15 protein-coding genes are annotated in these 13,136 nt (G+C 55.4%); 9 read left to right on the top strand and 6 right to left on the bottom strand.

Annotated elements, in window-relative coordinates:
- Positions 1-17 precede the first annotated feature (17 nt).
- Genes LL947_RS06785 through LL947_RS06775 form a run of 3 tightly spaced genes read left to right on the top strand, consistent with a single transcriptional unit; the run spans position 18 to position 2,335 of the window.
- On the top strand, positions 18-431 hold the full coding sequence (locus tag LL947_RS06785; protein ID WP_404417732.1) for a hypothetical protein: 414 nt from the start codon (positions 18-20) through the stop codon (positions 429-431).
- Positions 432-435: 4 nt separating this feature from the next.
- Positions 436-1,710, top strand: coding sequence for an ATP-binding protein (locus LL947_RS06780; RefSeq protein WP_499834323.1), 1,275 nt, complete (start codon positions 436-438; stop codon positions 1,708-1,710).
- Between the two features lie 55 nt (positions 1,711-1,765).
- A complete protein-coding gene (locus tag LL947_RS06775; RefSeq protein WP_499834322.1) occupies positions 1,766-2,335 on the top strand; it encodes a response regulator transcription factor in 570 nt (189 codons plus the stop codon).
- A gap of 53 nt (positions 2,336-2,388) precedes the next feature.
- Here LL947_RS06775 and LL947_RS06770 read toward each other — a convergent pair whose 3' ends face one another.
- Positions 2,389-3,168 carry a 3-hydroxybutyrate dehydrogenase gene (locus LL947_RS06770; protein ID WP_499834321.1) on the bottom strand — a complete coding sequence of 260 codons (780 nt, stop codon included), beginning with the start codon at positions 3,166-3,168 and terminating at the stop codon, positions 2,389-2,391.
- 132 nt (positions 3,169-3,300) lie between these two features.
- Positions 3,301-3,726, bottom strand: a complete 426-nt coding sequence (gene hybE, locus LL947_RS06765) for a [NiFe]-hydrogenase assembly chaperone HybE (RefSeq protein ID WP_499834320.1) — start codon at positions 3,724-3,726, stop codon at positions 3,301-3,303.
- Positions 3,727-3,863: 137 nt separating this feature from the next.
- Here hybE and LL947_RS06760 point away from each other — a divergent pair, with 137 nt between their 5' ends.
- Positions 3,864-4,127, top strand: coding sequence for a GrxA family glutaredoxin (locus LL947_RS06760; protein WP_404417717.1), 264 nt, complete (start codon positions 3,864-3,866; stop codon positions 4,125-4,127).
- A gap of 130 nt (positions 4,128-4,257) precedes the next feature.
- The gene (locus LL947_RS06755) at positions 4,258-5,034 is read left to right on the top strand and encodes a VOC family protein (protein WP_499834319.1); all 777 of its coding nucleotides are present in this window, start codon (positions 4,258-4,260) and stop codon (positions 5,032-5,034) included.
- A 73-nt stretch (positions 5,035-5,107) separates the two neighbouring features.
- Here the strand turns inward: LL947_RS06755 and LL947_RS06750 are convergent, their stop codons facing one another.
- Together LL947_RS06750 and LL947_RS06745 are read right to left on the bottom strand one after the other, a co-directional pair.
- Positions 5,108-5,773: a CoA transferase subunit B gene (locus tag LL947_RS06750; RefSeq protein WP_404417711.1), complete on the bottom strand. Its 666-nt coding sequence runs from the start codon at positions 5,771-5,773 to the stop codon at positions 5,108-5,110.
- Positions 5,774-5,838: 65 nt separating this feature from the next.
- Positions 5,839-6,537 carry a CoA transferase subunit A gene (locus tag LL947_RS06745; protein ID WP_404417708.1) on the bottom strand — a complete coding sequence of 233 codons (699 nt, stop codon included), beginning with the start codon at positions 6,535-6,537 and terminating at the stop codon, positions 5,839-5,841.
- A 211-nt stretch (positions 6,538-6,748) separates the two neighbouring features.
- Between LL947_RS06745 and LL947_RS06740 the strand changes: the two genes are divergently transcribed.
- Genes LL947_RS06740 through LL947_RS06730 form a run of 3 tightly spaced genes read left to right on the top strand, consistent with a single transcriptional unit; the run spans position 6,749 to position 9,443 of the window.
- A complete protein-coding gene (locus LL947_RS06740; protein ID WP_499834318.1) occupies positions 6,749-7,645 on the top strand; it encodes a LysR family transcriptional regulator in 897 nt (298 codons plus the stop codon).
- 47 nt (positions 7,646-7,692) lie between these two features.
- Positions 7,693-8,574 carry a 1-acylglycerol-3-phosphate O-acyltransferase, YihG family gene (yihG, locus tag LL947_RS06735; protein ID WP_499834317.1) on the top strand — a complete coding sequence of 294 codons (882 nt, stop codon included), beginning with the start codon at positions 7,693-7,695 and terminating at the stop codon, positions 8,572-8,574.
- Complete coding sequence (locus LL947_RS06730) at positions 8,511-9,443, top strand: murein hydrolase activator EnvC family protein (protein WP_499834316.1); 933 nt, start codon at positions 8,511-8,513, stop codon at positions 9,441-9,443. Before yihG ends, LL947_RS06730 begins: the two co-directional genes overlap by 64 nt.
- 8 nt (positions 9,444-9,451) lie before the next feature.
- Here LL947_RS06730 and gcvT read toward each other — a convergent pair whose 3' ends face one another.
- Together gcvT and LL947_RS06720 are read right to left on the bottom strand one after the other, a co-directional pair.
- On the bottom strand, positions 9,452-10,585 hold the full coding sequence (gene gcvT / locus LL947_RS06725) for a glycine cleavage system aminomethyltransferase GcvT (RefSeq protein WP_499834315.1): 1,134 nt from the start codon (positions 10,583-10,585) through the stop codon (positions 9,452-9,454).
- Between the two features lie 146 nt (positions 10,586-10,731).
- On the bottom strand, positions 10,732-12,138 hold the full coding sequence (locus LL947_RS06720; RefSeq protein WP_404417693.1) for an alanine/glycine:cation symporter family protein: 1,407 nt from the start codon (positions 12,136-12,138) through the stop codon (positions 10,732-10,734).
- A gap of 563 nt (positions 12,139-12,701) precedes the next feature.
- Between LL947_RS06720 and gcvH the strand changes: the two genes are divergently transcribed.
- The gene (gene gcvH, locus LL947_RS06715) at positions 12,702-13,088 is read left to right on the top strand and encodes a glycine cleavage system protein GcvH (RefSeq protein ID WP_499834314.1); all 387 of its coding nucleotides are present in this window, start codon (positions 12,702-12,704) and stop codon (positions 13,086-13,088) included.
- Positions 13,089-13,136 lie beyond the last annotated feature (48 nt).

The following is a 13,136-nucleotide window of genomic DNA, read 5'->3' as shown; positions in this document are numbered from 1 at the left end:
CAGGACGCATTTTTTATATGCATAACGTAAGGCGCTATGCGGATATTGTCGCCAGTCTGGAAGGCTTGTTATGGCTGGCACTTGGCTGGTCTGTCACTCTTTCGGCCTATCGTGGCAGTACAGAACCGACTGTTGGCATGCTGCTGTTAATTGCTACCGTCATCTTCGTCAGTTGGTTCCACCGTCCACTACGTTTGTTACTGCGCCGCTATCATGTGCGCAAGCGGCGCACCGACATGTGGATACACCTGTTGGCGTTACCCCTGTTGCTTGGCATGGCCGCCTATATCCTGCTGGAGTTCCTTCTGGGTCCTGCCTGGCTGCCCCCCAAGATGTTGGCCGTCAATGTTCTTGCATCAGCTGGATGGCTGACGTTTGTCTTTACACTGGTGATCAAGCTGATTCACCGCCAGATAACCACCGGCAAGTAGCCCCATGCCTACAGAATTACCTCTGCCGCTTTCAACGCCCAACCGGAACCTGGTCCGTCTGACCATCGTGCGTGGTATCACCTGGACAGGATTCCTTCTTGCCATCATTTTCGGTGTAGAGCTGCTTGGCTTTGAACTCAAGGTGCCTGCTGTCATCGGTGTCGTGATCGCCATGGGAACGCTCAATATCGTTACCTGGTGGCGACTGGGTCGCCCACGTGCCGTCAACCACACCGAATATTTACTGCATTTGCTGGCCGACATCGCCGGCCTGACATTGCTGTTCTATTTTACCGGCGGGGCTACCAATCCCTTTATCACCTACTACCTGGTACCTGTCACTATTGCCGCTGCCACTCTGCCCTGGCGGCACACATGGATCATCGCCGCGTTTGCCATGGCGGGTTACAGTTTCCTGATGTTCAATTATCACGTTGTTCCCCAGATGAGCCATATCCACAGTGACTCCCCCCTAAGCCTGCACACACTTGGCATGTGGCTGAACTTTGGACTTTCCGCCGGCTTGATTACCTTTTTTATCTACAAGATGGCCCATGCGCTGCGTCGACGCGACAAGGCCCTCTCTAGCACCCGGGAAGCTGCGCTCAGAAACGAGCAGGTATTGGCCGTTGCGACGCAGGCAGCAGGCACAGCCCATGAGCTGGGCACACCCCTTTCCACCATGGCGGTGCTGCTCAATGAAATGCTCGAGGAAGTACCCAGAGACTCAACGCTCAGCGATGATATTTACCTGCTCAGGCAACAGGTCGATACCTGCAAGTCTCGCCTGCAGCACCTGGTTGAGCATGCCGATCGCCGACGCATGGCAGAACCCGAGGTATTCGATGGGGAAGTTTGGCTGGCGGGCGTGGTTCAGCGCTGGCTGGTACTGCGCCCGGATGTCAGCCATCAGTTCCACGTCTCGGAACGTCGTGGGCGCCCCTGGCTCGCCGCGGACACCACGCTTGACCAGGCCCTCACCAACCTTTTGAATAATGCGGCCGATGCCAATCCGGAAAACATTGCAATACGTCTGGACTGGCATAACGACAGCGTGATTATTGATATCCGTGATCATGGGCCTGGCGTTTCCATGTCGATTGCTGATCAACTTGGCGATACCTTTGTGTCGACCAAAAGCAAAGGCATGGGTATTGGGTTATTTCTGACGCATGCTACGATCAATCGCTTTGGCGGTGGGGTCAGCCTCTACAATCACCCGGAAGGTGGCACACTGACAGAGGTCATCCTGCCATTGAGCTCTCCGCCACCGTCATGATCAGCCCCTGGCATCATCATTTGCTGAATTGCTGTGCGGATTAACAGAGGAAGCCATGTCTATTCCCAAGTCATCTAAACACAAGTCATCACCCCAGGATCAGCGTCTGCTGATCATTGATGACGATGAAATGTTCTGTCATGTACTCAGTCGAGCGCTTACCCGGCGCGGCTATCAGGTCAGCGTCGCCCATGATGCAGATCAGGCGCTGAGCCTTGCCGCCAGTCAATCGCCCAGCATGGCAACCCTTGACCTGAAACTCGAAAACAGCTCCGGGCTCAAGCTTCTGCCCGAACTGCTCGGTGTGGTACCCGAGTGTCGTGTGGTGGTCCTGACCGGTTACTCAAGCATTGCGACTGCCGTTGAAGCCATCAAGCTAGGCGCTGTCAATTATCTGTGCAAACCGGTTGATGCAGACGATGTGTTAACGTCTTTCAACCGTCAGGAAGGCAATCCGGATGCAGAAGTCGCCGACAACCCGCCCTCGGTCAACCGCATTACCTGGGAACACATCCAGAAAGTGCTCCAGGAACACGATGGCAACATTTCTGCCACGGCCCGCGCCTTGGGCATGCATCGGCGCACCCTGCAGCGCAAGTTACAGAAGCGACCGGTAAAGCGCTAAAACAACCCGCCTGGTGGCGGGTTGTCTGTCTGCCAGCCCGATGGCTTGAGGCGTTACTGGGCCGTCCAGCCAAGATCGATGTTCCAGCTTGAACCGGTAACCGCCCCGGCGGAATCGGCGCACAGAAAGGCCACCATGTCGGCAACTTCCGAAGGCTCGATCAGGCGCTTGACGGCCGCATTCTTGAGCATGATCTTCTCGATCACTTCCTGTTCGTCCATACCATGCATCTTGGCCTGGTCAGCAATCTGATTATCCACCAAGGGTGTTTTCACGTAGGCCGGACAAATGGCGTTAGCGGTAATTCCCTGCTCCCCACCTTCAAGAGCGGCCGTCTTGGTCAAACCAACCATGCCATGCTTGGCACTGATGTAAGCTGATTTACCCGGGGAAGCCACCTGGGCATGTACGGAGGCGATGTTGACGATGCGCCCCCAACCGCCTTCACGCATATGTGGCCAGGCCGCCTGAGAGAGCAGGAAAGGCGCGGTCAGCATCAGATCGATAATCTGCCGCCATTTCTGCTCTGGAAAGCTTTCTATCGGGGATACGTGCTGGATACCGGCATTGTTGACCAGAATATCGACGCTGCCAAAACGTTTGACGGCATCATCAACCGCCCCACGACAGGCACCCGGATCCGTCAGGTCCGCCTCGAAGAAGGCCGCGCCTGCAGCGTCTGCCACTGCCTTACCGTCCGGGTTGAAGTCTACTGCCAACACCTGGTGGCCCAGGTCACAAAGCTTCTTGACGACCGCTTCGCCAATGCCGCTACTGGTACCGGTGACGACCGCCACACGGGGATGATTCGTTGTCGATGCACGTGTTGTCATAGGACATCCTGTTAAAAGTTGCTGTTGAAAGTTGCTGCTGCAAGTACCGATGAAACGGGCTTGTGATTGATGAAATCCTGAAAAAACCGCCAAACCTGTCAACAAGGTAACCACAATGGCCTGGCAACACCACTATGCGGCAGGCGCCATGATACGTTCCATCAGGCGTTGGGCCAGCTGGGCCGCCTCCTGCATGGTCTGAAGGTCGCTCAGGTCATCCAGTATCCGGCACGTATACCAGCCCTGACCATCCGGCAATGGTTGCCACTGAAAACGATAGGCCCCGGATGGCAGTGACACCAAGACGCTGTCCTGCCAGGCAGGCGAGCCGGTACTGCCTGGAATGGCTGCCAGCCATAATGCACAAGGCGTGATCAAGGCGCCTATCAGGACAGTGCCATTGAACACTTCAAGGCGATCACGCTGAAAACATAAACCATCGACACCCAGACGAGGGTTGAAAACCGGCTTACGTTTGAGCTGGCGTATATACCTGTCTCGATAGCTGCGCGCCAGCGCATCAATCTGCTCATACTCTTCAAGCGTGGGTAACTGCATTAAAAGGTTCTCTGTACGAAAGCAAAATAACCTCCATAATCAGGCTCAATGGCAGATGTAGCATCCTGCTATTAGCCAAACGGCGTCGGCTACGTCAAACTAATGTATTAAATATTGATTCAAAGGAATAGCACCCTATGTTTGTTGTCATCTATGGCCGTCTGTCATGCCCTTTCTGCGTCATGGCCAAGCGCCTGGCCGAACAACTGGAAAGTAGCGGCAAGATTGATGGCCTGCGCTATATCGACATGCCCAGTGAAGGCATTACCAAGGAAGATATCGCCAAAACCGCTGGCAAGCCGGTGCATACTGTTCCTCAGGTATTTATTGATCAGGAGCACATTGGTGGCTTTACAGAATTCGACCACTACGTGCGCCAACACCCCGCGCTGAGTCACTGACAAACCGCGCGGCTGGGATTAACGGGTCATGCCGTTAACCTGCGTTGAACGCCTCACAGTCCTCGTTGCCTATACTGCGTGTGTAGATAGATGTCTACTCTTAACGTATCTCGCAGGCGAGGATTTCATCATGCACCGCAAGGAGTTCATACAACAATTATGGCTGGATTATATCCATGCCCACCCTGATCTTGGGGCCCTGACCCTTTGGCCCAACGCCGAACAGGCTGAATATATGGCCCTGCTGACACTTAATGTCGGTGAATTCAGTGCCAAAACACTCTCCCCTTTTCTGGCCCAGATGGGTTATCAGCTGGTGTCCCGCTACGCCATGGCTGACAAGGGCCTGCTGATACACCTCTGGTCGCCGCAGGACAATGGCAGTTGGCTGATTGTCGCAGAGCTACAGATAGGCACCCTGCCCAAAGGCCCGAGAGAAGAGCTTACTCGTCTCATCTATCAACCGGGCGTTACTGACGACAACACAGCAAAAGGCGTCACGCTGTTCTGCCACGGCCGTCCCTGGCCCATGCCTACATGGTCGCTTCATGAGGAACTGCTGGAAACGCATCCTCTGGCAGCCTGGCTGGCCACCATGGGGCCACGCCTTCATCATGCCGGTTTCAACTGCCATACACTTGGCCAGCCGCTTCATGACATAGACCAACAGCTCAACGAGTGCGGAATGGCCCATGCATGCGTAGACCAAAACGGCATCTTCCCTGTCTCTTCGTTGCTGGAGCATCGCTTCTACCCGACCAATGCCCAGAAAATGGTATTTGCAGAAGGAGATGAACACCGCGTTTCCTTCGGCGGGCTGGCATTGGTCCAAAAGCGCGTGGAAGACAACCACGAGCCAATCGCCTGCCAGCTGTTACCTCACCATACCCGCTGTGAGGTTACCTAACGGTCACTGGCGGTGCAGTGCCAGCCAAAAGCTGACGCTGCACTTCCCCAGGCATGGCGCTTGCCACGGCTGTTCAGCCTTCAACAAAAGTCATTTCAGGCACATCATCCGGCACAATCAGCTTGCCCGCGGTTTTCTCGACAATTTCTTCAACGCTAACGCCCGGCGCCCGCTCCTTGAGAATGAAGCTGCCGTCTCTGATTTCCATATAGGCCAGATCCGTCAACACGCGATTGATACACCCCGCGCCCGTCAGCGGCAAGGTGCAGGCTTCAAGCAGCTTGGATTCACCGTGCTTGGACGCGTGGGTCATGGTGCAGATAATGTTTTCCGCACCAGCCACAAGGTCCATGGCACCGCCCATACCTTTGATCAGCTTGCCCGGCACCATCCAGGAAGCGATATTGCCATTCTGATCGACTTCAAAAGCGCCTAATACGGTCAGATCAACATGACCGCCGCGAATCATCGCAAACGACTCTGCCGATGAAAAAATGGCAGCGCCCGGACGGGCCGTGACCGTCTGCTTACCGGCATTGATCATGTCGGGGTCAAGTTCTTCTTCGGTTGGAAAACGCCCCATTCCCAGCAGCCCGTTCTCGGACTGCAGCATGACGTCCATTCCCTCGGGAATATAATTGGCCACCAGGGTCGGGATACCGATGCCCAGATTAACGTAGAAGCCATCTTCCAGCTCACGCGCAACGCGCATTGCCATCTGTTCACGTGTTAGTGCCATGATTATCTATCCTGTTATTTTAAAATACGATTCTTGGGCAAATTAAGCAGACAGGGCATGCTGGCCTAGCTGCGAACGGTGCGTTTTTCGATACGCTTCTCGAAAGAGCCCTGGATCAGGCGATCCACATAAATTCCCGGGGTGTGAATCTGGGTTGGGTCCAACGCGCCCGGCGCCACAATTTCCTCTACCTCAACCACGGTAATCTTTCCCGCAGTAGCCGCCATGGGGTTGAAGTTCTGTGCCGTATGACGGTAAACCACATTGCCATACCAGTCGGCCTTCCAGCCCTTGACGATGGCAAAATCACCAACGATGGACTCTTCCATGATATGTGGTCGACCGTTGAACTCGCGAACTTCCTTGCCTTCACCAATCGGCGTGCCGTAACCCGTGGCGGTATAGAAAGCGGGAATGCCTGCACCACCCGCCCGCATTTTTTCAGCCAGCGTACCCTGTGGCGTCAACACTACTTCGATTTCATCATTAAGCATCTGCTGCTCAAACATCGCATTTTCACCGACATAGGACGCCAGAATCTTGCGAATCTGGCGATCTTCCAGCAGCAGGCCAAGGCCGAAACCGTCAACGCCACAGTTATTGGAAACAACGGTCAAGTCCTTGACGCCAAGACGCTTGATCTCGGCAATCAGGTTCTCCGGTATGCCGCACAGCCCGAAGCCACCAGCGATTAACGTCATACCGCTTTCGATGCCCTGCATTGCTTCCGCATAGGAAGCCACTCGCTTGTCAAAACCTGCCATGATGAATCCTCACTTGTTATTAATGGATGCAATGGGTCTCACACGCCTTGTTACAACGGCCACGTGTCCTTTCATACCATTGGCAGCACCAGCCACCGGATAATGCCAGTGTTATACCCGTTGATATATTTGTTAAGTTTGTTTTATTTATTAATTAATTTATATTGCTAATCAATAGTGCGTTAAATGCGCCATTTTTCGGAGCCAGTCGATGACGGTCAAACAACTGCGCGCCTTTCTGGCAGTCGCCCAGACCCTCAGCTTTACCCAGGCCTGCGAGCGGTTGCACCTTTCACAGCCAGCGCTGAGTCTGGCGATCAAGGGGCTGGAAGAGACCCTTGGAGGAAAATTATTGATACGTAGTACCCGCAGTGTGCGCTTGACGCCCGAAGGCGAATCACTGGTACCGCTGGCAAAACACCTGCTGGCACAGTGGGATAACACCGAGGAACGCCTGCGCCAGCGTTTCACACTGCAGCTTGGTCGTCTGGGCGTTGCGGCCATGCCAGCATTCGCCAGCAACCTCTTGCCCGCTGCCATGGTCAAGTTTCGCCAGCAATACCCAAGAATCAACATCACGGTACATGATGTCATCAACGAGGAAGTGATTGACATGGTACGCTCCAGGCAGGTTGAAATGGGCATTGCCTTTGCACCGGAAGGGCTGGGGAGCCTCCACTTCACCCCTTTGTTCGATGACCGCTTTGTGGCTGTCGTGCCGCGTGACAATCCACTTGCCGGACTTGAACAACTGACCTGGCACGATATGATTTGTCAGGATTTTATCACCCTGCAACGCCCCTCGATGGTAAGACGACTGTTGGAACAGGCGCTCGAAAGGCGTGCCATGCAGTTGCCTGTGGCATTTGAAAGCCACCAACTGGCGACCGTTGGGCGAATGGTCGCCGATGGTCTGGGTGTCAGTGCCGTGCCCTCCATGTGCATTCAGCAGATGAAGGAACTCGGCGCTCACTGTGTCCCGCTCACACGGCCGGATATATCCTGCCAGGTGGGGATTCTTACCCACCAGGAACTATCCGTGGCGGCTCAGGCCCTGCGGGATGTGCTCAGGGATACTGTTCAGGCCCCACGCCTTGACGCAGGATAAAATGATATCATCGACATCACCATACTAAAGCACCAGGAATCCGCCGCATGCCGTTGATAAAAGGAGTAACCAGCTTACTGATGATCTGTGTGATTACCCTGGTGCTGGGTATCCCTCTGGTCTGCCTGTCACTCCTGAAGCTGCTGGCACCCACTCAAAAAGCACGCAGCCTCATCTTGCAAGGCATGAACCGGATCACCCTGACATGGATTGATGCCAATCTGTGGTGGATGCGCCATTGGCTGAAAACACCGCTGACGGAGGAGGTGCCCGATCAACTGGGTGACGGGCAGTGGTGGCTGATCATTTCCAACCACCGCAGCTGGATAGATATCTTTGTGCTGTTCATGGCGCTACACCGGCGCATTTCCATGCCACGTTTTTTTGTCAAGCGCGCACTGTTGTGGATACCGGTCATCGGGCAAGCATTCTGGGCACTGGAATTTCCTGTCATGCGCCGCTACAGTCGAGAGCAGATGGCCAAAAACCCCAAGCTGGCTGACATTGACCGACGCGCTACCCAGCGAATGTGCGAGCGGGCAAAAGACTTTCCTATCAGTATTGTCATCTATGCCGAAGGCACCCGTTTCACGCCTTCAAAGCGGGAGCAACAGCAAAGCCCCTATCGGCATCTGCTTCGCCCCAAGGCGGGAGGAATCGCTCAAGTCCTTACCCTTATGGGCGATCAGCTCAGTGGCATTCTCGATGTCACTGTCAGCTATGCCAACCCGTCACCGACTTTCTGGGGGTTTCTGTGTGGCACAGAACAAGCTATCACACTCACGGTCCGTCGGCTGGAGGTACCAAAATGGATGTTGGATACCCAGTATCATGCACAACCTCAGGACAAGGAACGCTTTCATCAATGGATCAATGCATTGTGGCAAGAAAAAGACGCCCTGCTGGACAAACGCACTCACCACGACTGATCAGTGCCCTTATCTGCTGCTGCTTTCTGGCTACCCTGGCTGGCTGTGCCAGCACGTCTGACAGCCGCCCGGACGAAGATGCGCAACGTCAGGCCGAAACCAGTTCGTGGAGAACCATCCAGGCCGGCGACACCCTCGGTGATATTGCCCGGCAGTTCGACATACCTGTGGAACGCCTGCAGCGCTTCAACCCTGATGTTAATCCCCAGCGACTGCTGGTAGGACACCAACTGCTGATTCCCCGGCAAGAGGAGCGGGCACCCTCCGCCGGCCCCTACCGCTACCAGGTGCGCGCGGGGGATACCTTTGCTGGCATCGCACGCCATTTCGGTTCCCGCACACAGGACCTGATCAGTGCCAACCCCGGCATCAGCCCGACGGCCCTGGGTATTGGCCAGCTGATCAAGGTACCCGTATCTGGCAGCCCCCGTCGTCCGCCATCGGCCACTGATACCACCACAGCCGATCGGCCGCCGTCCTCTGACAAGCTCCCCTCATCGGCAGACGACTGGCCCTGGCCTTTGGATGATTACCGGATTGTACGGCGTTTCGGGCCCGATGAGCGTGGCACTCTCCAGCCCATGCTGCTTGCCACACAGGCAGGCGCTCAGGCAACCGCGGTCGCGTCGGGCGACGTACGCTTTGCCGGCAGCATGCGCCAACTTGGCCAGGTGGTCATCATTCACCATCCGGACAATTTGCAAAGCGTCTATGCGCTATGCGCGGCCTTGCAGGTCGAGGAAGGCACACAGGTGTCCAGCGGCGATGCCTTGTGCGAGGTCGGCCAGAACGGTAACGGGCGCTACGACCTGCTATTTGATTTGCGTCAGGGCGGCAACCCTATCGACCCACGTCGTGTGCTCAGGTAACCAAGACGTTAGCCACGATAATAGCCGGGTGTGATAAAAGGCATCCGGGTCACGATCATCGGCAGGTGTTTGCCGCGCACCTGGGCAAACACCCGGGAACCCGGACTTTCCCAGTCGCGGTCCACATACCCCATCGCGACCGGCTTGCCGACACTCGGGCCAAACCCACCGGAGGTAACGGTGCCCAGCGGCTTGCCATCCGCGTCAACCAATAACGTCCCTTCCCGCACCGGGGCCTTGCCTTCAGCCACCAGACCCACCCGTTGACGGGTGTGATCCTTGGCATCCAGCTGGTGCAGTATCAGGTCAGCGCCCGGAAAGCCGGCGGCCCTGGCGCCACCGAGGCGGCGAGGCTTGCTGATCGCCCAGCTCAGGTTGGCTTCGACCGGTGTGGTTTGAGTATCCATATCATGGCCATAAAGACACAGACCCGCTTCAAGGCGCAGTGAATCGCGCGCGCCCAGGCCAATCATCTCGACGTCCGGCTCGCGCAGAAGACGCCTTGCAAACGCTTGTGCAGCATGTCCCGCCACCGAGATCTCAAAGCCATCCTCGCCGGTATAGCCGCTGCGGCTCACCCAGATCTCCTCGCCTGCCAGCCCGTCCCCTTCTTCCAGGGTAAAACGTTGATGCTGCATGAATACCAGGTCGCAGGCGGCAGGACAAAGACGTGCCATGACTTCCTTCGCCTGTGGCCCCTGCAGTGCAAGCAACGCTCGCTCCTGCAGATAGACAATCTCCTGCTGATCACCCAGGTTGACCCTTAAGTGAGCAAGATCCTGCTGCTTGCATGCCGCATTGACCACCAGATAGAAGTGATCTCCTGCATTAACGATCATCAGGTCATCCAATATGCCTCCCTCAGTGCTGGTAAACAGGCCGTAGCGCTGTGCTCCTTGCGTCAGCCCCAGGATATCCACCGGAATCAGGGCCTCCAGTGCCAGTGCCGCCTGCTCCCCACTGACGGTTATCTGCCCCATGTGAGAGACATCGAAGAGGCCACATGCCGCTCGGGTATGCTCATGTTCTTTCTTGATGCCCAGCGGATACTGCACCGGCATGTCGTAGCCGGCAAAGGGAACCATCCTGGCGCCCAGCGCCAGGTGAAGGTCATGCAATGGGGTCTTTTTCAGCTCGCTCATTCAACTTTCCTCTTTTCAAAAAAAGCCGGGAAGACACGCAAGGTGGCTTCCCGGCTTTTATTGCTAGCAACGTTCCAGCGCCGCACCAGGGTCATTCGGTCACCAATGCATCCCCAGTCACCACCAGAACGCCCACCTCCAGCTGATTATTTCTGATCGTGATCCAGTGCTTCGCCTGGCAGGATATCCTTGCCATCGAAGTAGTCACGGGTCAGCTTGAACACGACCGGTGACAACAGCGCCAGGGCAATCAGGTTGGGTATCGCCATCATGGCGTTGAAGGTATCTGCCATCAACCAGATAAAGCCAAGGTTTGCCATCGCACCCAGCGGAATCGCCAGAACAAACAGCACCCGGTAAATCATGATGGAACGTGTGCCAAACAGGAACTGGAAGCATTTTTCGCCATAGAACGACCATCCAATAATGGTGGTAAAGGCAAATACCGCCAGCGCGATCGACACAAGCTGGTTACCCCAGCCGGGCAAGGCCGCGTCAAAGGACAGGGCCGTCAGCGAGGCACCGGCTTCACCATCTACCCAGACGGTAGAGGTCAGGATAACCAATGCCGTAATGGTGCACACAATAATCGTATCGATAAAGGTGCCCAGCATGGCAATCAAGCCTTGACGAACCGGATTCTTGGTTTTGGCAGCCGCGTGCGCAATCGGTGCGCTGCCCAGCCCGGCTTCGTTAGAGAAAATACCACGGGCCACACCAAAGCGAATGGCCGCCATGACCGCCGCACCGGCAAAACCACCCATGGCAGCATGCGGGTTGAAGGCATAGTAGAAAATCATGCTGAAGGCTTCACCAATCTCACTTGCGTTGAGGATCAGTACCAGAATACCCGACAGCACATAGGCAATCCCCATGATCGGCACCAGTTTACCAGCCACTTTACCGATGCGCTTGATACCACCCAGGATAACGGCGCCTGACAGTACCATGATCACAATGCCTGTCAGCCAGAACGGAATACCGAACGTCGAGTTCATTGCATCGGCAACCGAATTGGACTGGACGGTGTTACCGATACCAAAGGCAGCCACGGCCCCGAAGAAAGCAAAAGCTCCGCCCAGCCAGAGCCATTTACGCCCCAGACCGTTCTTGATGTAGAACATTGGCCCACCCACGTGAAAGCCGGTGCTGTCCGTCTCACGGTAGCGAACAGCCAGTACGGCTTCAGCGAACTTGGTCGCCATCCCCACCAGGGCAGTAATCCACATCCAGAACACGGCTCCCGGCCCACCCAGGGCAATCGCGGTAGCCACACCGGCAATATTTCCCGTTCCAATGGTGGCCGACAGAGAGGTCATCAAGGCATTGAAAGGTGAAATTTCGCCGTCGTCATCGGTCTTGGCTTTACCGTCAGGGGTGTGCTTGGCATCACGCCCTTGCCACAAGAGCCGAAAACCCATTCCCAGTTTTCTGAGCGGCATGAGTTTCAGGCCAATCTGCAGGTAGAGCCCGACCCCCAGCAACAGAATCAGCATCAAGGGACCCCAAACGATCCCGTTGATAGACCCAAAGATAGCGTTCAATGTTTCCATTGTTTTTCTCCTGGACCCTTTTACAGTTGATCTGCATCGCCGCTTCATTCAGAGACGCATGCAGTGGCTGATCGTCTATGGTGGCCAATCGCCACATAGCGGCATTTCCAACAATAAGCAGCGACTTTGCAGCGCTGGAGCCAACCCCGCAGCAAAATAATCCTGGATGACAGTGGCCAACATCCTGCCATGTCATCGGTCGCCTTAGCCCATTGAAGCAAGCCAAATTCTATCAAGCCAATTTTAAATGCAAAACGGTATTTTTTTGGTGAGTGGATAGCGTTTCTAACAGTATTATTAGAAAAACTGACTATCTTTTAGGTCAGATCCAGTAATACCATCGTTCTAAACTAAAACATGTCGCCAGCGAAGCAAAGGGTTCACAAGAAATTTGTTTCGTATCGGAAACACGTTAATATGGGCTATTCACAGGCACTCAAATCGCCAGATTGATGCGTCGAGCCTGTCAAGCTGGCCCATCAGCGTCAACCTTTCCCATACGGCTGATGGCAGGGTTCAGACCATGCACCCGTCTCTGATCCATATTCACTACAGGAAACATCATGAGCCAAGTTCCCGCGAATCTGCATTACGCCCCGAGCCACGAATGGGTTCTGGACAATCAGGATGGCACCGTTACCATCGGGATTACTGACCACGCGCAGGAAGCCCTGGGGGACGTTGTCTTTGTTGAGCTGCCTGAAGTCGGCCATGCGCTGAGCAAAGGGGATGAGTTTGGCGTGATTGAATCCGTCAAGGCAGCCTCTGACCTCTATGCCCCGGTGAACGGTGAAGTGATTGAGGTCAATGAAAACCTCGAAGACTCGCCTGAAACCGTCAATGAATCGCCCTATGAAGACGGTTGGATCATGAAAGTCCGCCTGGATGGCAGCGTTGATGACCTGCTGAACGCCGAGGCTTATCAGGCCTCCATAGACGCTGATGACTGAGGCCTCACACACGCTACCATCCCCTTGCCCGCCTCGCCCTGGCGGGCA

This window comes from Halomonas sp. BLK-85 (genome assembly GCF_044792155.1).
Taxonomy (GTDB): Bacteria; Pseudomonadota; Gammaproteobacteria; order Pseudomonadales; family Halomonadaceae; genus Vreelandella.
This window is presented reverse-complemented; position numbering and strand designations above follow the sequence as displayed.